16 protein-coding genes and 2 pseudogenes are annotated in these 20,593 nt (G+C 39.6%); 17 read left to right on the top strand and 1 reads right to left on the bottom strand.

Annotated elements, in window-relative coordinates:
* Window positions 1-222: 222 nt before the first annotated feature.
* The 17 genes and pseudogenes from FPL17_RS08730 to FPL17_RS08650 all read left to right on the top strand — a co-directional run bounded on the left by FPL17_RS08730 (window position 223) and on the right by FPL17_RS08650 (window position 20,287).
* On the top strand, window positions 223-930 hold the full coding sequence (locus FPL17_RS08730) for a hypothetical protein (RefSeq protein ID WP_159884543.1): 708 nt from the start codon (window positions 223-225) through the stop codon (window positions 928-930).
* Between the two features lie 19 nt (window positions 931-949).
* Window positions 950-1,453, top strand: coding sequence for a type VI secretion system contractile sheath small subunit (gene tssB / locus FPL17_RS08725; protein ID WP_004805522.1), 504 nt, complete (start codon window positions 950-952; stop codon window positions 1,451-1,453).
* A complete protein-coding gene (gene tssC, locus FPL17_RS08720) occupies window positions 1,446-2,927 on the top strand; it encodes a type VI secretion system contractile sheath large subunit (RefSeq protein ID WP_005190398.1) in 1,482 nt (493 codons plus the stop codon). Before tssB ends, tssC begins: the two co-directional genes overlap by 8 nt.
* Before the next feature lie 51 nt (window positions 2,928-2,978).
* The gene (locus FPL17_RS08715; RefSeq protein WP_005151564.1) at window positions 2,979-3,482 is read left to right on the top strand and encodes an Hcp family type VI secretion system effector; all 504 of its coding nucleotides are present in this window, start codon (window positions 2,979-2,981) and stop codon (window positions 3,480-3,482) included.
* A gap of 78 nt (window positions 3,483-3,560) precedes the next feature.
* Window positions 3,561-4,036: pseudogene (tssE, locus tag FPL17_RS08710) on the top strand (type VI secretion system baseplate subunit TssE).
* Between the two features lie 12 nt (window positions 4,037-4,048).
* Window positions 4,049-5,857, top strand: coding sequence for a type VI secretion system baseplate subunit TssF (gene tssF, locus FPL17_RS08705; protein WP_159884541.1), 1,809 nt, complete (start codon window positions 4,049-4,051; stop codon window positions 5,855-5,857).
* Window positions 5,821-6,816 carry a type VI secretion system baseplate subunit TssG gene (gene tssG, locus FPL17_RS08700; protein ID WP_159884539.1) on the top strand — a complete coding sequence of 332 codons (996 nt, stop codon included), beginning with the start codon at window positions 5,821-5,823 and terminating at the stop codon, window positions 6,814-6,816. Before tssF ends, tssG begins: the two co-directional genes overlap by 37 nt.
* Window positions 6,816-8,240 carry a hypothetical protein gene (locus FPL17_RS08695; RefSeq protein WP_159884537.1) on the top strand — a complete coding sequence of 475 codons (1,425 nt, stop codon included), beginning with the start codon at window positions 6,816-6,818 and terminating at the stop codon, window positions 8,238-8,240. The genes tssG and FPL17_RS08695 overlap by 1 nt, the downstream gene beginning before the upstream one ends.
* A gap of 28 nt (window positions 8,241-8,268) precedes the next feature.
* The gene (gene tssM, locus FPL17_RS08690; protein ID WP_005190386.1) at window positions 8,269-12,084 is read left to right on the top strand and encodes a type VI secretion system membrane subunit TssM; all 3,816 of its coding nucleotides are present in this window, start codon (window positions 8,269-8,271) and stop codon (window positions 12,082-12,084) included.
* Between the two features lie 37 nt (window positions 12,085-12,121).
* Window positions 12,122-13,081 (top strand): type VI secretion system-associated protein TagF, encoded by a 960-nt coding sequence (gene tagF / locus FPL17_RS08685; RefSeq protein WP_159884535.1) that lies wholly within the window; start codon window positions 12,122-12,124, stop codon window positions 13,079-13,081.
* Window positions 13,078-13,851 carry an OmpA family protein gene (locus tag FPL17_RS08680; protein ID WP_159884533.1) on the top strand — a complete coding sequence of 258 codons (774 nt, stop codon included), beginning with the start codon at window positions 13,078-13,080 and terminating at the stop codon, window positions 13,849-13,851. Before tagF ends, FPL17_RS08680 begins: the two co-directional genes overlap by 4 nt.
* Before the next feature lie 33 nt (window positions 13,852-13,884).
* On the top strand, window positions 13,885-14,148 hold the full coding sequence (locus FPL17_RS08675) for a PAAR domain-containing protein (RefSeq protein WP_005190378.1): 264 nt from the start codon (window positions 13,885-13,887) through the stop codon (window positions 14,146-14,148).
* A gap of 465 nt (window positions 14,149-14,613) precedes the next feature.
* Window positions 14,614-16,869, top strand: a complete 2,256-nt coding sequence (locus FPL17_RS08670; RefSeq protein ID WP_159884531.1) for a TonB-dependent hemoglobin/transferrin/lactoferrin family receptor — start codon at window positions 14,614-14,616, stop codon at window positions 16,867-16,869.
* 68 nt (window positions 16,870-16,937) lie between these two features.
* The gene (locus FPL17_RS08665; protein WP_159884529.1) at window positions 16,938-17,744 is read left to right on the top strand and encodes a hypothetical protein; all 807 of its coding nucleotides are present in this window, start codon (window positions 16,938-16,940) and stop codon (window positions 17,742-17,744) included.
* 459 nt (window positions 17,745-18,203) lie between these two features.
* Window positions 18,204-18,974, top strand: a complete 771-nt coding sequence (modA, locus tag FPL17_RS08660; RefSeq protein ID WP_005211364.1) for a molybdate ABC transporter substrate-binding protein — start codon at window positions 18,204-18,206, stop codon at window positions 18,972-18,974.
* A 4-nt stretch (window positions 18,975-18,978) separates the two neighbouring features.
* The gene (gene modB / locus FPL17_RS08655) at window positions 18,979-19,674 is read left to right on the top strand and encodes a molybdate ABC transporter permease subunit (RefSeq protein WP_005211366.1); all 696 of its coding nucleotides are present in this window, start codon (window positions 18,979-18,981) and stop codon (window positions 19,672-19,674) included.
* Window positions 19,671-20,287, top strand: a pseudogene (locus FPL17_RS08650) (ATP-binding cassette domain-containing protein). The gene modB and the pseudogene FPL17_RS08650 overlap by 4 nt, the downstream one beginning before the upstream one ends.
* Here FPL17_RS08650 and FPL17_RS08645 read toward each other — a convergent pair.
* The gene (locus FPL17_RS08645) at window positions 20,282-20,548 is read right to left on the bottom strand and encodes a metal/formaldehyde-sensitive transcriptional repressor (protein ID WP_004805533.1); all 267 of its coding nucleotides are present in this window, start codon (window positions 20,546-20,548) and stop codon (window positions 20,282-20,284) included. The pseudogene FPL17_RS08650 and the gene FPL17_RS08645 sit on opposite strands and share 6 nt — an antisense overlap.
* Window positions 20,549-20,593: the final 45 nt, after the last annotated feature.

The raw sequence follows: 20,593 nt of genomic DNA, 5'->3' as shown, positions 1-20,593 counted from the left end.
ACTTTTAAACAAAAATTGCACGGGATTAAAGTTTTTTTTTACAAGAATGTCTGTCATAGAAATTTAATAATGTTAATAAACGTAACTAGTATTGACTTTATGTGTGTTTTTTTTGTTAAATTCGCGGAAATGATGTAAATGTACAAAAATTGACGAGTAAGAGGGTTTTTTAACAATAATTGTCAGCTCTTCAATTATAAGTTAAATAATACGAGGCATATTTTGAAAAAAGGTATTGTAATATCAATTCTTTGTATAACGGCGAGTTTAATAGGTAATTCAGTTTATGCAGATGATCAACCAATAAAACCGATTAAATTAAAAAGTAAATGCATAAAACAATATCCGTTAGCTGCAAATCAAACGGATCATGCTTTATTGGATCTTTATCAGCAGGCTTGTGATAAAGATAATGCCTCACGTCTAAATGATTTATTGGCTCAAGCTGCGATGCGTATGTATGAATTAAAGCAGCCTATGAATGCTTTAAAATTAGCAACGCAATTACAAGAGCAAAACGTACGTGGCACTACTTTAACTGATGTTACTTTTTTAGCCAGTGTTGAAATTGCCAATGAAGCTTTACAGCATATGCGCTCAAGTGAGATGCGCTATTTGAGTAATGAATTAACGTATCCACCAGCAAAACAACTCAGTGACAGCATTCGTGCTGCTGTACCTGCTCCTGATACTTCAACGACCAAGGCAATTACTGATGAGTCGGTGAAGAGGGAAGTTCGAAATACTTCAACCAATAACACAACTCGACGTACAACAAACAGAAAGGTACGTACAACACAGCCGACTCGTAGTACAGTAAATCAGACAGCTGCACCTGTTAAACGTCAAACGACGGTAGCACCGACAGTTACTAAACAACCAAATACTGTTCAAAAGACAGGTTCGAATCCATTCGATTCGTTGAAATAATAATCAAGGGTGAAAAGTTATGGCAAAGAGAGAAAGCGTACAGAAAAAACTGCAACGCATACGTCCCCCTCGTGTACAACTGACTTACGATGTTGAAGTTGGTGATGGTAAAGAGTCAAAAGAACTCCCTTTTGTTGTTGGTGTAATGGGTGATTTCTCAGCTGCATCTGAGTTGGAAAAAACCAAATTAAAAGACAAAAAATTTATCAATGTCGATTTAGATAACATTGATGAAGTGATGGAATCTCTGGCTCCACGCGCAGCTTTCCAAGTTGAAAATACTTTGACGGAAGAGGGTGGACGTATGTCTGTTGATTTAACTTTTAACTCAATGGAAGACTTCCGCCCTGAGCAAGTGGTGCAACAAGTTGACCCATTACGTAAGCTGGTTGCAGCGCGTGAACGTCTGACTGATTTGCGTAATAAGATTTCAAACAGCGAACGTTTAGAAGATTTGCTGGATGAAGTATTAAAAAATACTGATCAAGTTCGCCAATTGAGTGCGGAGGCTGAAAATGAGTAATTTACAAGCAGCCGCTGCAGCGAGTGTTGAAGCTGAATCAGCAAATTTGTTGGACTCAATTGTTGAGCAAAGCCGTATTGCCCGTAATGATGATGAGCATGTACGTGCAAAAAGCTTAATTGGTGAGTTGGCAAAAGAAGTCATGGCAGGAACGATTACTGTTTCTGAAAATATGACCTTGTCAATTGATAAGCGTATTGCGGAAATTGATGCATTAATTTCAAATCAATTGAGTGAAATTATGCACCATGAGCAATTCCAGAAAATCGAATCGACATGGCGTGGTCTTTATTATTTCTGCCAAGAAACACCGTCTAACTCAATGATTAAAATTCGTATGTTGAATACGACGAAAAAAGAGTTGGTGAAAGACTTCCAAGGTGCAACGGATTTTGATCAAAGCACCTTGTTTAAAAAGATTTATGAAGAAGAATATGGCTCATTTGGTGGTGCACCTTATGCAGCGTTGATTGGTGACTTCGAGTTCGATCGTACACCGTCAGATATGTATTTATTGGAACAAATTTCTCATGTTGCTGCAGCAGCACATGCGCCATTTGTTTCAGCAGCAAGCCCAAGTATTTTAGGTCTTGAATCTTTTACAGATATTGACCGTCCACGTGATGTTTCAAAAATCTTTGAAACAGCTGAATACGTGCAATGGCGTTCTTTCCGTGACAGCGAAGACTCTCGCTATGTTGCTTTGACCATGCCACATGTTTTAGGTCGCTTGCCGTATCATCCAAAAGAGGGTACTGCGACTGAAGGCTTTAATTTCGTTGAAGATGTTTCTGGCGAAAACCACGATGATTATTTGTGGATGAATGCTGCTTATGCATTTGGAACACGTTTAACCAACGCGTTTGATATGCATGGTTGGTGTGCTGCGATTCGTGGTGTTGAAGGTGGTGGTTTAGTTGAAGGCTTGCCAGTCCATACCTTTAAAACCTCGGATGGTGAAGTTGTATTTAAGTGTCCGACTGAAATTGCAATTACAGACCGTCGTGAAAAAGAGCTCAGTGACCTTGGTTTTATCCCACTCGTTCATTGTAAAAATACTGATTATGCAGCTTTCTTTGGCGCGCAATCTGCACAAAAACCGAAGAAATATGACAGTGATACGGCGAATGCAAACTCTGCACTTTCAAGCCAAATCCAATACATCATGGCGGTATCGCGCATTGCACATTATTTGAAAGCAATGATGCGTGACAAAGTGGGTAGTTTTGCATCTGCAGGCAATGTTGAAGCATTTTTAAATGAATGGCTCTCTCAATATGTCTTGCTAGATGATGGTGCGTCTCAAGAAGCAAAAGCACAATATCCGCTTCGTGAGGCATCTGTAAAAGTTGTAGAAGATCCGGCTCAACCGGGTCACTACAAGTCTGTGGTTTTCTTAAGACCGCATTTCCAGCTGGACGAGTTATCTGTTTCTTTACGACTCGTGACTGAACTACCTCAGTCCTCAAATTAATAATGAGATCAGCTAGATAATAACTTTAAATAAAATAGAGGTAAATTTTAAATGAAAGATATATATGTTGAGTTTCGTGGTAAGTACAAGGTAGACGGAGAATCTCGCGATTCTGAACACAAAGGTTGGCTTGAAGTTAACTCTTGGGCTCATAACATTCGTCAACCAAAATCTGCGACTTCAAGTAGCGTTGGCGGTCATACTGCTGAACGTGTTGAACATTCAGACATGATTTTCGTTAAAGATTTGGATGCAACTAGTCCAAAACTTTGGGAAGCTTGTTCTGCTGGTTATACATTTGACGAAGTACAAATCGATTATTACCGTGCAAATGGTGACAAGCGTATCAAGTACTTACAAATCAAATTGAAACACGTTCTTGTATCTAGTGTTACACCAACTGTAAATGAAGAAGGTGTTCCGACAGAAACATTTGGTTTGAAATACGCTGCTGTTGAGTGGACTTATAACCAACAAGACATTAACGGTACTGCGAAAGGTGCTGTTACTAAGAAATGGTCACTTTCTAATAACACAGCTTCATACGCTGCGTAATCGGTATTGTGATTTTCTAATAGAGGTTAATAGTTGCCTATTAGCCTCTATTTTTTCCAATATTTTGTTCTTATAAAAATGAATTTAGATCATTTATATCCATACGGATTCAGATCAACATTATTTGATCGTTTAGTACCTGAGCAAGAAGATTATTTAAGAGGGATGTCAATTCAGCAATTACGAGAGTCAGTTGCTCGTGATTTGGAAGACTTACTGAATAGTCGAATTGCACAGTTTGACCGAGATATGGATGAATTTCCATTGGCAAAAAATCGATTTTGCAGTTTGGGATTATTGATTTTGTTGGCTTATCTACCGCCAATCCGCTCGATCGTGACAAGATTTGCCAATCGATTGAACAGTCTATTGCAGCACATGAACCAAGATTAAGACAGATCAAAGTTGAGATGCTCTTGGATGGTCATAATATGGGATCACTTTGTTTAAGTATTCAGGCCTACTTAAATATTCACCCACTCTATGAACCTGTTTTTTTTGACGCTTTACTCAAACCTACAACACAACAATATGTTATTTCTGCCAGAACTTAGTGTGAGCGAACTGTGATAGAGCAACTTTTACCGTATTATGAAAAACAACTACAAGAATTCGGTCAACAATCCAGAGAGTTTGCGCAGAAATACCCGAAGATTGCGCAACGCTTATCTTTAAATCAAGAACAAATTGATGACCCACATATTGAACGGTTAATTCAAGCCTTTTCACTGATTGCTGCACGTATCGATAAAAAATTAGCAGATAGTTATGATCTGTTTACTCATTCTCTGTTTGAGGTGATGTTTCCTCAATATCTGCGTCATTTCCCAGCCTGCACCGTTGTCAGCTTTGAAGATATTAATAAGCTCAAACAACTTAGTGCGGCGCATATCATTCCGCAAAAAACCGCATTGAAATCGCGTAGTTTTAAGGGCGTGCAATGTGAGTTTAATACCAGTAACGAAGTCCGATTATTGCCGATTACATTGAGCAATCTAGAGTTTCAAACTTCGCCAAGTACACATATGCATTTGAATCAGAATGCGACCCTGAGTCTGAAATTTGAAATCTTTAATGATGCTCAATCATGGATTTTGGGTGAAAAATTACCGATCTATTTAGATGCAATTTCAAATTTCCCGTTGCAAGTTTTGGACAGTATTTTCCGTAAAGAAACGGGATTTTCGATTCGCGTCGGACAACGTGTGGTCGAAATAGCCAATCCATTTGCCGTGATGGGATTTAGCGAGCAGGAAAGCTTATTACCGATCGATCAACATACTCATCATGCTTACCGCTTGTTGATTGAATACTTTTGTTTTCCAGAGAAGTTCAATTATTTGAACTTTGACCTAAGTGTTTTAAAAGGTTTGTTACAACAACAGAATGACTTTGAAGTCTTGATTCATCTCAAACTTAATTTGAATGATCAGGCAATTGTGCGTAATTACTCAGAACTGAATATTGCCAATTTTAAACTGTTTACTACACCTGCCATTAACTTATTTGAAAAGCAGGCAGAACCACAAAAGATCTCACATACGCAACTGCAATATCCATTAATTACTGATGCGCATCATCCTGAGCTGTATCAAGTTTATTCAATTACTGAAATGAACATGGTGCGGGAAAAAACCAATCAAGAACAAACGCATCTTCCTGTTTTGCCTTTTTTTGCGATGAGTCATTATCACAATGATAAGGTTCAATTTTTCTATTCTTTAAATTATTTGCCTACACAAACCAAAAACATGCAGATGGGCTATTCAATTGTTTCTAAGCATTTGAAGCCCTATGAAATTAAGTCCGATTTTATTAGTACCAAATTACTCTGCTCAAATGGTGATTTGCCACATGAAGCATTAAGTCAGAGCAATAACATTCTCAATTTGAATGATAGTAGTTTGGCAAGACGTGCTTTGATCTTAAAGCGTCCAACATCGCCTTATCATTTTGATAAAAACAGCAATGAACAATGGCGTATTATTTCTCATCTTTCGCTCAATACCTTGGCACTGATGAAAGGGGATGCACTGAGTCATGTAAAAGAACTGTTGGCTTTATATAATCTGCCACATTCCAAAGAAAATATTTTATTGATTGATGCTTTGAAGCAGCTGAGTTTCTCAACCACCAATAAGTTGATGAATGCCAAGCCTTTTCCTATGTTTATTCGTGGTGTTAAAGCGGAATTGACAGTCAATAAGAATGTATTTAGAGGTCACAGTTTATATATTTTTAGTCAGTTATTAAGTCACATTTTTAATCTGAAAGTTCAAATTAATAGTTTTGTTGATGTGGTCGTAAAAGACAGTCTTAACCAGCAGGAGATATACCAATGCGTGCAGAACGTTGGTGGCAAGACTCTTCTGTAGTCGATCAAGTTTTTAAAAAATCAGGCTCGTTTGAGTTTGTTCAATCGACACGATTGTTGCGACATCAATCAGAAGTTACGCAGCAACAGGATTGGTCTGACGATTTTAAATTTGGCACCTCATTTAGTTTAAGTTTCCCCGCGACCGAGATTGAAGAACTGAGCTATGAAGATCAGCGGATTCATTTGACCAATTTGGTTGTGGGTTTAACAGGCACACAAGGTGCACTTCCTTATACCTATACCAATAAATTAAAACAAAGCACACGTCAGCAACGACTTGAGATTAAAGAGTTTCTAGGCTTGTTTAATCATAAGCTCACAGCTAAATATGTCGATGCCAGTTTGACTTATAATCTAGCTGTGCGTTATGAAATCGAACAAGATAATCATTACCTAGATATTTTGCATGCCTTAAATGGTTATGTTCGTGCTCAGCATGAACAGCATGATTTAGATGAATATTTTGCAGAATTTTCTGGTTTGATGCAGGGACAAAATAATACTGCACATGCATTAAAAACAGTGTTGTCTTGTGTATTCAATGAAGAGGTACAGATTCAGGAATTTGTAAAAGAAAAATTTAAACTGGGCGATGAACAAAAGACCAGTTTGGGTGGAAATAATCCGAGCTTACTTGGGGTGAATACCTTTTGTGGTGATACCGTTCAGCAAATTGATGGAAAAATCGAAATTCAAATCGGGCCGTTATGTCGTGAGCAGTATTTAGCTTTTTTACCTGATCAGCCTTTGAATAAAAAGTTAAAGCATTTAATCCAAACATGGTGCAGTCCAACGCTATTTATTGATGTACGTTTGATTTTAGACAAGAGTGAAGTTGCTCCAATTCGCTTGGACTCAGGACATGAAATCGGTCTGGGGCAGGGCGCATTTTTAATGCCGTCGGCACAATTACAACATAACAGCGAAACTCGTTATGCACTTTTAGGAGCCGCATAATGATAAAGAAAATTTTAGCGACCTTAATCAGCTGTTTTATTTTGGTTGGATTGATTGTTATCTATTATTGGCGAGATATTCAATATCAGCCTGAATCTGCTGATCTGATTAACTATTTCCTGATTCTACCTGTTGCGATTACTTTGGTTTTGCTTTCGCCTTGGTTGATCTATAAGGCGTATCAACATCATAAAGAGAAAAAGCAACAAGCCATACTGGCTGCGCAAAGTCAGGAAGGCGGATCAACTGAAACTGAAGAGATTGCTCAAGAGAGTAAATGGTTAAAATTAAATTTATATGCAGCGAGTGCCTATAGTGCTTTAGGTGAAAATGATTCAATTATTGAGGGCATTAAACAGTTTAGTAGTCCACAGTTAGATCAACATTTGGTGAACTTTCATGGCGTTCCTATCCTTTCTTATCGAATTGAAGCCTTAGATCCGCAAGTTGAAAGTGAGGATGAGGAGGCGCTGCAGTTTCTACCTATACGACAGCAGCGCATCATGGCATTGATTCATCATCAACTTGAACAGCATACGGAACTTTTAGTTTCGATTTCTGACCACTTAAAGCAGTCTAGTTTGTTTTATGAAAGTCAAAATCTGCATGAATATCGGATGCACCCAGCTTGGATTGATCCAAGTCTTTCGGGAGCAGAGGATGGTGACGCGATTCAGGTTGAACAGGTTTATCGTTTAGACAAGCTGAATCTACATATCCTATTGTCTGAGGATGTGGTGCATACCTGGAATGATGCGAGTAGTAATGAAGCACTCCAAAGCATTTTTTATGATTTAGGCATCATTCTGCAAAAATTTCATATTGAATATCATTATCTTAGTGCAGCATCGACAGAGCAGCATTTGGTTGAATTATTTGAACGGATTCAGAATCAACCACATGAAATTTCACTCATCCTTGCCAGTGATTCAGAAATTGATCAAGACATTATTGATGAAAAGTCTTGGGGAGCCAGCGCATATATTCCTGCTGAATTTATTAGCAGTAGTTGTTTGGCGCATCCAGATGTTCAACTGGAGCAGTTGCAGCCAGAAAAGACCTTTAATCTGGTATTAAATCAAAATAATTTAAATCAGATATTCCAAGAATTAAAGATTACGGACTTACCACAATATCAAGCGGAAGACCCTTTTGTTCTGGTTGTTGAAGATGGCGCAGACATTAAAGTTGTGAAAAAGTTAGAGCGGTTCTTTACCCAAAGCCCAGTCGAACCACACCATTATTTATATTGTAAACCGATTTTTGGACACACCCAAAACGTGGCAAAACTTTTTGGATTGATGTTGGGGGCACATCTTTCTGAGCAGCAAGTTGCCTTTGTTTATGGACAAAATTTACAAGCATTTATTCAAGCTTTTCCTGAGGTCGAACTAGATCAGGACAGCGTAGCAATTGCTAATTGATTAACTTTATTAAGAATTCGAGAACTCAATGTATATCATTTTAGGTTATCTTTGGCAGTACATCACGAATCCTAAAGCAATTATTGCTTTGTCTTTATTCGTGGCACTGATTTCTTCATATTCGTCCATTCCACGTCATATCTTTTGGGCATTGGCAGCAACCTATGCTTTGGGCTTAATTGTCTACGGCATTTATTGGCTGATTCAAAGAAAACGCCATGCGGAACAAGGTGAAGAACTTGCCAATGCGATTGAGCAAGACAGCCAAGCTGAATATGGTCAACACAAAGATAAAGCCGAATTACAGTTAATCCAGCAACAGATGAAAGAGTCGATTCAACTGATTCGTAAATCTAAATTGGGAGATAAAAAAGGCAATGCAGCCTTATACGAATTACCATGGTATATGGTGATTGGTAATCCCGCAGCTGGGAAGAGCTCTGCAATTTATAATTCTGGTTTGAAGTTTCCATTTGAAGAAACCCATCAAAAAATGGTTTCAGCGGGCTTAAGTGGTACACGTAACTGTGATTGGTTCTTTTCTACAGAAGGGATTTTACTAGATACTGCAGGCCGTTATTCGGTTTATTCAGAAGATCATTCTGAATGGTTGGGCTTTTTAAATATTCTAAAGAAAAACCGCTCGAAAGCCCCTGTCAATGGCTTGGTGCTGATCGTCAGTATTGCCGAATTGATCAGCCAGAGCCCTGAGAATTCAATAAAATTAGCCAAAAATCTGCGCGCTCGAATTCAGGACTTAACTGAAAAGCTTGAGGTCGTGGTTCCTGTTTATTTGGTCTTTTCTAAAATGGACTTGATTGCAGGTTTTACTGAGTTTTTTGATTGCTATGAGTCGCAAGAATATAATCAGGCGTGGGGTGCAACCTTACCTTATGAGCAGAACTCGTCTCAGAATGCAGTGGAATTATTCGAAAAACATTACAGCATTCTTTATGATGGTTTAAAGAGCGTCAGTACTACGCATTTAAGTCGTCGCCACTCGCAAAATATTTCTCCGAGTGTCATGACTTTCCCATTGGAATTTAAAACACTCAAACCAGCACTAAAAAGTTTTGTTGGTACTTTATTTGAAGATAATCCATACCAGTTCCAACCTATTTTCCGTGGTTTCTATTTTACCAGTGCTTTGCAAGAGGGTGTGATTGAAAGCCCGATGACAGAAAACATTGCCCAAGAATTTCAACTCCAGCAAATCCAAGGCAATGGACAAGAAGGCACTGCACAATCGATTGCACCCAATCATGGTTATTTCCTCCAAGGTCTATTCTCCAATGTGATTTTGCGAGATAAGGACCTTGTGAAGCAACATATCAATCCTGCGAAAAAGCGTCAGCGTTATATCGCTTTTATTGCCGCTTTGGTGGGCGTTTCTTTGGTACTCGGTGTATGGGTTTGGTCATATCGTAACAACCAGCAATTGATTGCGGATGTTCAAGCTGACTTAGATAAAGTCGTTCATTTAGAGAAATCTTCAGGTCAACAATTATCAACTCAACTTGAAGCACTGTTGATTTTACAAGAACGTTTACAGCAGCTGGATGAGTTTGATGAAAACCGTCCATTAAAATTCAGTTTTGGCCTCTACCAAGGCAATCAATTACGTGAAAGCTTAAAAGCGGAATACCTCAAAGGCATTAAACAGATTGTCTTGACCCCAACACAACAAAATATTGCGCAATATCTACAACGCGTCAAAAATAATGAAGCGACTTTAAAAGCCAATCATGTCAATGTAGAGATCAAGCAAGTTGCCAAGACTCAGCAATATTTAGAACCGTCAGATGCGAATCCGCAAGATGCTTATAACGCACTGAAAGCCTACTTAATGATGAGTAATCATGAATATATGGATACCAGTCATTTAAGTGATCAAGTTTCACGTTTCTGGCGTTCTTGGTTAGATGCCAATCGTGGACAAATGCCACGTGGTGAAATGATTCAGGATGCAGAGAAGATTCTTTCTTATGCCATGACTCTGGCGAATCAAGAAGGTTTCCCTGTATTAGAAACTGATGCACAAGTGGTTGATCAAACCCGCCAAGTTTTACTGTCTGTAATTCGCGGTATGCCTGCGCGTGATCGTGTGTATAACGAAATTAAGATGCGTGCAGCAGTACGCTTCCCTGCGGTAACGGTTGGACAAATTGTGGGTGAACAAAACCGCAGTATTGTTCTTGGTAGTTATGCTTTACCAGGTGTGTTTACACAAAAAGCTTGGGATGAGTATGTAGAGAAAGCGATTGAAGAGGCAGCGAATAAACCAACGGACAGTAAAGATTGGGTACTGAATAGTCGTCAATCTGATGACCTTACTTTCTCAGGTAGCCCTGAACAAATCCGTAAGCAGTTGGTGGCGCTGTATAAGCAAGAATATGTAGCAGAATGGAAAAAGTTCCTGAATGGTATTTATTATGCCAAAGCGGATCAGTTTGCTCAGCAAGTGAAAAGTATCGATGTTTTAGGCGAGCCACAAAACTCACCAATCCGTACTTTATTACAGCGCATTGCGATCGAAACCAACTGGGACAATCCAATTGTACAGGCTGAACTTGCAGTACCTGAAAAAGGCTTTGTGGCGTGGTTTAAACGTAAAGTCTTGAATAATTCAGATGACAAAGCAGCAGCTCAGGCGGTGAATAAAGCACAAGGTGCGATTTCACAAGAATATCAAATGTTCTATCAGTTGGTGCGTAAGCGTGATGATTTACAGGATAAGTCATTATTTGATGAGTATATGAACAACCTTGCGCAAGTGCGTAGTAAGTTCAATGATCTCAAAACAGCGGGCGAGATTGGCCCAAGTGCGATGGCCTTGGTGAAACAAACCATTAATGATCAAACATCTGTGTTTAACCTTACACAGAAATATGTTGATGAAAAAATGATGGTGGGTCTCAAGGATACAGATCAACAAGTATTACAAAAACTGTTGATGACACCATTAACTCAGTCTTTTGCAAGCTTGATTGTGCCAACCCAAGATGAGTTGAATAAGTTGTGGGGAATCCAAGCGTATCAACCATTTAAAACCAATTTAAGTCAAAAATATCCATTTAATTCGAGTGTAACTTTACAGGCAACCAGTAGTGAAATTGGTCAAATCTTTGGTGAGACCGGTAGCATTGCACGTTTTGTAAAAGAAGCTTTAGATCCATTTGTGATCCGCCGTGGTTATGTCTTGACTTCGAAGACGTGGAAAGACTTAGGTATTAGCTTAAATCCACAATTTGTGATGGCATTTCAGCAATACGTAGCACCAATCAATGGCATGGCGACAGGCAGTCTAGATCAGCCTGCGGCTGCACCTGTATCTAATCAATCAAACTTCCAGTTCTACCCATTACCGAATCCACAATACTTGTCATACACCATTGATATTGATGGTCAACGTATGGTGTTTGAAAACGGCATTCAGCAATGGGTGAACTTCGTATGGCCGAACCAAGGTGCAATTCCGGGCGCGCGTATTACCGCAGTGGACTTGGAAGGTAAAACCCATACGATTTTTGAAGAGCCAGGTGAGTATGGTATCAACCGTTTAATCGATGCAGCACAACGCAAAGAACAAAATGGTAGCTTTGAAATGACGTGGACCAGCAAAACTGAACCATCTTTAGCATTGAAAGTGAATTTCAGATTAATCAGTGGTAATAGCTCTGGCAATATTGGTTCAAGCCGTGGTTATTCAGGTTTACAGTTGGTGGATAAAGTGGTGACTGAGAAGGCAGTACGTGTAGTCTCAGCTCAAGCAATGCCTGCGGGTGCGGCAGCTGCTGCACCTCAACCACAGCCAACAGCACCTGCTCAAGGAGCAACACCGTAATGTTAGGGATAATCACGGAACAGCAGGAGGGGCTTGGATGCAGCAAGTAAAAACGACACCTTTGTATTATGGAAAGACACCCGCACGTGGTGACTTTCTAAAATCCAAAGGGCAGTATGCATTAATTCAGGTACTTGATCAGTGGATTACAGAAGCACTTGAGCATGCCATGCGTGCACCAGATTTTAAGCAGCGTTATGAATCTTTACCTGCATTGGATTTCTTTATTGCCAATCCTGCTGAGTCGATGTTTTTGGCAGCAAACTTGATTGCCAGCCAAGATAGCTCTGGTCGAGCATTTCCAATGGTGCTCAGTCAATTACTTGAAGTGGAGCAGCCATATCAAAATCTGTTATTAGCGCCGTATTACTACAAGTCGGTTTTGGTTGATTTATTCCAACGTAATCGGGTACTTCGTAGTATTCGAGATACCAATATCATGTTGGAGAAATTGAATAACCTGCCGAATGTGGTGCAACTATTCACTGCAACAGAATGTAATGGTTTCTATGAAAACCATACCATGCACTCATTTGCACAATTGATGAAAATCAATGTCTATGAACTTGCACAAAGTATGATTGGTCTAGGGCTATTACTACAGCCGATCTTAAAAAATGGCACCAGCCGTTTAAATAAAGTGTTGATCCTTCCCATTAATAATCATATGTACTGTTATGAAATCGCGGCTTTTTGGGTCGGTATGATCGGGCGATTCTTAGGTATTAACAATACTGAAATTCTGATTGGTATTTTACATCGAGATGAGCCAATTCTATTTATCGGTTTTCAAGGTGCCGACATCATGGCACTCAGCGATATCTTTACCCAAAACATGCAGAGTGAACATTGGGTATCATTGATCCAAGCACAATGGATTGATGCTTATCTTGAACAGAATGCAGGTCTTGCAACATTAGAACAATCACTTTGTCAGCGTCAGTTAAGCCTCAATCAAGGTTTAAAGCTGTTCAGACAAACTTTTTTAGATGAATGAATATGAGAAATAATCCGAAATCTATCTGGGCAAGTTTACTGTTTGGCTTAATTGTTTTAGGCCAAAGCCACCTTGCTAGCGCCGCACCGATCGTGGTGGAAGGTGTTGTTCCAAATGATGCGAGTAAGCAGGCAATCTTGGCCAAGATGCAGTCTGTCTATGGTGCAGACCAAGTGGTCGATAAAATTCAGGTTCGTCCAGTTTCAGCTCCGAATGGCTGGAGTGATTCTGTGACTCGTGTCATTACCCCAGATCTGAAAAAGATTTCACAAGGTCAGTTAAAGGTGAGAGGAACTCAGGTTGATTTAACTGGGAAAATGACTGATCCAAGCCAAATTCAACCGACTACAACCAGTTTTCAATCTTTAGTGCAACAGCCTTATCGCTTTAACGCACAGCTTTCAGTAAATCAAGCTGAGCAAAAAATTATTGATGATGCACTAAAAAATCGAATCATTGAGTTTGAATCAGGTAGTGCCATTCTGACCGCGGCAGGACAACAGATTCTGGATGAAATGGCGGTGGCTTTAAATAAAGTTGGTGGCAAGAAAGTCAAAATTATTGGACATACCGATAGCTCTGGTGATGCCAATAAGAATACGGTGTTAAGTCAGCAACGTGCTGCAGCGGTACAAAATTACTTAGTTAGTAAAAGTATTGCGGCTGATCGTTTAAGTACCGAAGGTAAAGGTTCAAGTCAACCTGTTGCAGATAATACAACGGCAGATGGACGTAAGAAAAATCGTCGAATTGAATTTGAAGTGCTTTAACTATTTAGGCACTTTTAGCGGAGGGATAGGATTATGGCAACACCTTATATTGTGATTGGTTGTCCTACAACAGGTGGTGGGCAGGTGATTACTGGAAACAGTAGCTTTCTCATTGAAGGAATTCCGATTGCCTGTGTGGGAGATAAGGCAACGTGCCCTAAGCATAAAACGGTTGCTACCATTATTGCTGGCGATCCAAATATGCAGGTGATGGGTAAAGCTGCGGCAAGAGTGAATGATGCATTGTCGTGTGGTTGTAAGCTGTTGCCAAAGCAGAATTTAGCTGTAAGAGGCTAATCGATTTTAAAGCTCTCTGATGAATCATAGGGCTTTATTTTTTGTGATATCTCAGCTGATGAATAGAGCTCAGTTGATGATCAAATAATCATAATGAGGCAAAGCAATGCTTGAATATCTCTTAATTAGTAGATAAATAGATGCTTCTCATTTCACTCTTCGAAAAGACTGAAACAGATTTCGATTCTTCAAAATAGCTGACAGATTGACGCGATTTAGTTCCGCACATATTTCCCAAATTTACACAGATCTTTTGGTCCTTTTTTCACTTTTGAGGTCTTTTTTAGCCTAATGAACTGGCTGATCGAACAAAATTATTGTAAATAAAAATGTAATTGATTATGATTCGCATTTATTAAATCTGTGTATATTTGTAATTCTTACTTTCAATCACAATTTGGGGTGAGTGAATAAGTAAAAACACACGGTTTTAATGATTATCAATATCATTTAAAAGGCTCCCGTATGAATCGTAATCCTGTTGAGCTATATAGCCCAATCAAGTCCGATATGACTGTTTTAAAACCACGTTATTTGTCTGTATGTTTGATTGCACTCATGAGTGCAGGGGTGAGTTCGGGAAGTTATGCGGAAGAGAGCAAACAGGATAAAGCTTATACCTCATTATCGACCATTACCGTTTACGCAGAACATGAAAACGAGTCACCTGTATCTCGTACCAGCATTAATCGTGAAAATATGGATAAAACTGGTGTTACCGACATGGCCAGTATTGTGAAATATTTACCGCTGGTTAACGCACCATTTTCAGTGGCAGGGAGTGGCACATTTTTCGACGGAACTGGCACAAGTAGCTATAACATTCGTGGTATTGATGCCAACCGAATTGGTCTAGATGTTGATGGTGTTGATCTTGCCGATGCGACAGTCAGCACTTATATTCCACCGAAAAGTATGGGCAAGCGTGGAGCAGGGCGAGATTATATCGAACCTGAAATGTTCAGCACGGTTGATATTGTCTCTGGTACAACAGATGTTTCAACCGATGGTATTGGTGGTCGAGTTTCTTTTAAAAATAAATCACCAGAAGATTACTTAGTTGACGGTAAGTCCATTGCGGGTACATTGAAAACGGGCTATAGCTCTGCTGATCAGGCTTGGTTGGCATCTGTAACAGGGGCGATTGGTAACGATGATCTCAAGGCATTAGTTGCTTATGCGCATCGTGATGGACAAGAAACCAAACCGAATTCTAAAACTAAGGCTTTTCCAGCAGATTGGAACTCTGATGCTGTTTTAACCCGTATCTTATGGGCGTTATCAGATCAGCATCAATTGAATTTCACTGCGGATTACTATAAGAAAAAGACTGATACCAAAGAGATTGCGGCGAATTTATTTACTAACTATAAGAGCGACGCACAGCAACACCAAGATATTGATCGCACCCAATTCAGCATTCAACATATTTATAAGCCAAACGATTTCTTACTTTTTGATAAGTTGAATAGCAAAATCTGGTATCAAGAATCTAATAACGATACTGATACTTCATTTATGAACAATGCGACTGTTGCACGAGATTTTTCTACCACATATAAAGAGAAAAATGTAGGTATAAAAATTGATGCAAGCAAAGCAATCAAAAATCATACCCTCAAATATGGCCTTACTGCAGACCAGAAAGAGTTCTCTAGTACCAAAATCGATCTGCGTAATGGGGCGTCACTTCCGTCACTTTACCAAGGTGCTTATTTATTAGATTCCAAATTGAAACGCTATTCAGCTTTTGTATCTGATGATATTCGCTTAGATCTCTTGGGTCGAAACCTAACTTTAACCCCATCGGTACGTCTAGAACGTCAAGAATTTAGACCAGACAATACCACTTATAATGATGTGCAGGCCAAAGACTTTAATTATGTCTCTCCAAGTTTTTCAGCAAGCTATCAGTTTAGTCCGACCAATTACAGCTATTTAAAATATTCAAAAGGCAATCGTATTCCTTCACCAACGGAAATGGGGGGGATTTATCAAACGACACCGGGTAATCCAAGTTATATTGTGATTGGTAATTCGAACTTGAAAAAAGAAAGCAGTGATGCATTCGAGATTGGATTGAGAAATACCTCGATTGATGGGATCAAGTTTGATCTGACCGGATTTTATACTCAATATAAAGATTTTATCGATTACTCCAATCTCGGTATAACACCGCAATATCCCAATGGTTATTACCGTGCTGAAAATTTAGCTGATGCACAAATCTGGGGGGGAGAATTATCCACTCGCATCGATTTAGGCCAGTTTATTCCGAACTCAGATGGTTTTAGTCTTGCATTGGTTGCAGGAAAAACCAAAGGAACAGCAAAAAATAAAAATGGTGCGAAGAGTGGCGTCAATTCAGTTCAGCCAGAAAAAGGCAGCTTAACCTTTGCCTATGATGATCCTAATAAAGTATTTGGCTTAGGCATGACTGCAACTGCTGTCGGTGGCAGAGTTGCAACACAAGATGTGAGTTCTTATCAAGAAAATACGCAATATCAACGTGTGGCAGGTTATACCGTATTTGATTTATCCGCCTATTGGAATGTCACAAAGTTTGCCAAACTCAATGTCGCTTTTAATAACATCTTTGACAAAACCTATTGGGACTACGCAGCTGTAGGCACAATTAACGGTACCAATCAGGCCAGCCTAATTGATCGTGCGGCTGAACCAGGTCGTAATGTTGTCGCAAGTATCGAATTTAAATATTAATTTTATTTTAGTAGCAAGATAGAAAAAGGTTTTCAATCTAGCAAATGTTTACATCTAAGGAAATGAACATGAAAAAATTGGCTTTAATGATTGCAGGTTTAACTGCAATGGCGACTTCGGTGACCTCTGCTGCGGAAACGGTTGATCCGTCGAGTGCATATCAGCAAGCGTATGCATTGTATGTGCTTTATCATCCAAATAATAAAGAACAGAGCAGTGCGGCTTTATTAAAGCAATATACTCAAGACTATGCAGCACTATTCAAAAACAATAAAAAAGTCAATCAACAGCAGTTTGTACAATATGAACAAACACGTTTAGAGCCATTATTAAAACAACGCCGTGACATGTCAGAGAAACAGGCACATGTACGCTATGGCATTTTGGACAGCAATAAAGATCAGAAGCTCACTTTAAAAGAGTTTCAGGAAACGGGCTTAAAAACATTTAATGAGTTCGATAAAAATCAGGATGGCTTAATTAACGCGGAAGATGCGAAACTATCTGAGAATAGTACGGCAACCCATGATGGCTTCCGTGTCAAACTTCCAATCTCGATGCCAATGCCAAGTAATATCAATGAGTTCATCACACAATATGGCCAAGGAAAGACCTATGTGACACTTGGTGATTATTTGACTGCGCGAGATAAGCAATTCTTTGAAACCGATGCCAATGGTGACCATATCGTGACTGAAAAAGAATATGTTGATGAGTTTATGGGACGCTTTGACCGTAATATTGCATCAGGCAAAATCAAGATGCAGGAAATGGCAGCACAGCAATTCCAAGCGATCAGCGAAGGTAAAGCTACGATCCAAAGCAGTGATATTCAAAAATTCGCCAAGAAGATTGACCAAGCCATTAGTCAATAAGCTCAATATCAATTGCAGAGTTATGCCTATATCAAGTTGGTCATGGCATATCTTTTGCTAAAACAGCAATAGGGTAGCGATCTAGGCTATCTTTAGAAATAGACAAAGGCGTCTATTCAGCATCATTTGGTTGGTGTTTGGATAGACGTCTTTTTATTTTGGAAAGCAAAATAGGGCTGATCGCTATATTTTTCGGTAACTAATGATTGATCGAGCGCATGTTTGATCTAGATGAAGAGATTTATCGCTCATATCGAAATTTAGATGAAGATGCCCTGAATTGGTGAAAAACTGATTTTTTGCACCAAATGATGATCATGGTTCCTATGATGAGATTATTCAAGTTCTAAATAAGCAGATGATGGATTAGGGATAACAAGACTGGCGAATTGTTATTTTTAGTGTATCTTTATTAAGCGATATATTTTTAAAAACATATCGAAATTTGAGGACAAAACAATGCCAACAATGATGAAAAAAACATATCTCTGTGCTGTCGCTTTTGGGGCGAGTTTATTGATGCAGACCCATGCGGTTGCCGCAGATGCGATTACAGTGTACGCAGCTGCAAGCTTAACCAACGCAGTCAATGAACTCGATGCAATCTATGAGCAAAAAAATAAAACTGAGGTCAAAACGTCTTATGCAGGGTCTTCGACCTTAGCCAAGCAAATTGAAGCTGGCGCACCTGCAGATGTGTTTATGTCAGCTGATGTGCAATGGATGGACTATTTACAGAATAAACAGCTGGTTGCGCCAACTGATCGTATTAATTTACTGGGCAATCGGCTGGTTGTGATTACCCCTAAGGAGCATCCGATTAAATTAAAAATGGATAAAAGTTTTGATCCAACTACGGCGATTCAAGGCAAGCTGTGTACAGGGGATACCAAGAGCGTGCCAGTCGGGAAATATGCTAAACAAGCGTTGACCTCACTAGGTTGGTGGGACAAAGTTCAACCACGATTAGTTGAAACGGAAGATGTACGTGCTGCTTTAAACTTTGTAGCGCGTGGCGAATGTCAGGTGGGTATTGTTTATGCAACTGATGCTGCAATTAGTAAAGACGTGGTTGTGGCGGGCATCTTCCCCGAAAATACTCATCCACCGATTATTTATCCCGTAGGTTTAACCAAGAAGAATGCGGATTCGATCAAATTCTATAAATTTCTACAAAGTGGACAGGCAAAAACGATATTTAAAAAATATGGATTTAGCGTGTTGCAGTAACTAAATGATGATCTTAAGCCCTGAAGAAATTGAAGTTCTCAAGCTGTCCTGCAAAGTGGCAGCAGCGTGTCTGGTGTTTAGCCTAATTCCTGCAACTTTAGTGGCTTGGGTATTGGCCCGCAAAGAGTTTTGGGGAAAGTCACTGTTTGAGACCTTGGTGTTCTTACCTTTGGTTTTACCACCTGTGGTACCTGGTTATTTATTGCTGCAATTGTTTGGTAATCGTGGACTGTTGGGGCAGTATCTTGCCCCGCTCGGTTTAGAATTTGCTTTTAACTGGAAAGGTGCGGTATTGGCATCCGCAGTGATGGGCTTTCCCTTATTGGTGCAATCAATTCGGCTGGCGATTGAACTGGTCGATCAACGCTTGGAGCTGGCTGCGAAAACTTTGGGTGCATCTTCCTTTGGGGCTTTTATGCAGGTGACATTACCGCTCGCGAGTAGTGGTATTTTGGTCGGTGCTATTTTATGTTTTTGCCGCAGTTTAGGTGAGTTTGGCGCAACCATTACCTTTGTCGGCAATATTGCTGGCGAAACCCGCACTTTACCGTTGGCAATGTATAGTTTAATGCAGCAACCCGATACCGAAGCCGCGGTATGGCGATTGATTATCCTGTCTTTATCGGTGGCATTCTTTGCCTTATGGTTTGCACAGTGGTTCAATCGATATCAGAAAAATAAGCGTGGGTATTCAGCATGATTGATTGTCATATACAGCTACAGCAAGGGCAATTTTGTCTGAATCAACGTTTTCAGTCTGATCAGTCTGTGATTGGTTTATTTGGGGCTTCGGGTTCGGGGAAAACCACCATATTACACAGTATTGCAGGCTTAATTCGACCTCAATCGGGCTGGATTAAAATCCAGAATCAGACTTGGTTCGATCAAGGTCAGAATATTCATCTCAGTACGCAACAGCGCCGTGTCGGTTTGGTCTTTCAGGATGCGCAATTGTTCCCACATAAAAACGTCAAACAGAATTTATTGTTTGGTTTTAAGCATATTGCGCCACAACAACGTCAGTTCGAAGTGGACTATATTGTAGAGTTGCTGAAATTGGCGCATTTGCTGGAACGTATGCCGATTAAGCTCTCTGGGGGAGAAAAACAGCGAGTGGCTTTAGGACGAGCTTTACTATACTCGCCACAATTTCTGCTTTTAGATGAGCCGTTATCTGCACTGGATACCGTGCATAAAGCTGAGATCATTCCTTTTTTCAACGCGTTAAACAGGAAATCAAGATTCCAATGTTGTATGTGAGTCATGATCATTCCGAGCTAGACCAACTGAGTGACGCCATTTGGTATTTATAGATAGCGTTGTAATAAGGTGAAAAACTTTTCGACTTCTTCCTCATCGACGTGATCAGCACCTTTTAATACATGCTCTTTTAGGTGTTGTTCGATCAATTGATTCATTAAACCATTTACCGCACCTTTGACTGCTGCAACCTGCTGTAGAACTTCTATGCAAGAACTGTCAGGATTTGTGATTGATTTCTCGACTGCTGCGAACTGTCCTTGAATCCGCTTAAGACGATTTAAAATTTTCTTATCTTGATGGAGGTGAGACATACTTTTTTTCCTAAAAAAATATATACTAGGGGGAGTATATTGGAA

Origin of the sequence: Acinetobacter dispersus, from assembly GCF_009884975.1 — a bacterium.
GTDB lineage: Bacteria > Pseudomonadota > Gammaproteobacteria > Pseudomonadales > Moraxellaceae > Acinetobacter > Acinetobacter dispersus.
The sequence above is the reverse complement of the archived record's forward strand: the minus strand, read 5'-3'. Positions and strand labels throughout refer to the sequence as shown.

Coding starts and splice junctions, on each gene's coding strand:
- tssB (WP_004805522.1), top strand. CDS start 950: ATGGCAAAGAGAGAAAGCGTACAGAAAAAACTGCAACGCATACGTCCC.
- tagF (WP_159884535.1), top strand. CDS start 12,122: ATGCAGCAAGTAAAAACGACACCTTTGTATTATGGAAAGACACCCGCA.
- modA (WP_005211364.1), top strand. CDS start 18,204: ATGCCAACAATGATGAAAAAAACATATCTCTGTGCTGTCGCTTTTGGG.
- FPL17_RS08670 (WP_159884531.1), top strand. CDS start 14,614: ATGAATCGTAATCCTGTTGAGCTATATAGCCCAATCAAGTCCGATATG.
- modB (WP_005211366.1), top strand. CDS start 18,979: ATGATGATCTTAAGCCCTGAAGAAATTGAAGTTCTCAAGCTGTCCTGC.
- FPL17_RS08665 (WP_159884529.1), top strand. CDS start 16,938: ATGAAAAAATTGGCTTTAATGATTGCAGGTTTAACTGCAATGGCGACT.
- FPL17_RS08645 (WP_004805533.1), bottom strand. CDS start 20,548: ATGTCTCACCTCCATCAAGATAAGAAAATTTTAAATCGTCTTAAGCGG.
- tssG (WP_159884539.1), top strand. CDS start 5,821: ATGCGTGCAGAACGTTGGTGGCAAGACTCTTCTGTAGTCGATCAAGTT.
- tssM (WP_005190386.1), top strand. CDS start 8,269: ATGTATATCATTTTAGGTTATCTTTGGCAGTACATCACGAATCCTAAA.
- FPL17_RS08680 (WP_159884533.1), top strand. CDS start 13,078: ATGAATATGAGAAATAATCCGAAATCTATCTGGGCAAGTTTACTGTTT.
- FPL17_RS08675 (WP_005190378.1), top strand. CDS start 13,885: ATGGCAACACCTTATATTGTGATTGGTTGTCCTACAACAGGTGGTGGG.
- FPL17_RS08695 (WP_159884537.1), top strand. CDS start 6,816: ATGATAAAGAAAATTTTAGCGACCTTAATCAGCTGTTTTATTTTGGTT.
- tssC (WP_005190398.1), top strand. CDS start 1,446: ATGAGTAATTTACAAGCAGCCGCTGCAGCGAGTGTTGAAGCTGAATCA.
- FPL17_RS08715 (WP_005151564.1), top strand. CDS start 2,979: ATGAAAGATATATATGTTGAGTTTCGTGGTAAGTACAAGGTAGACGGA.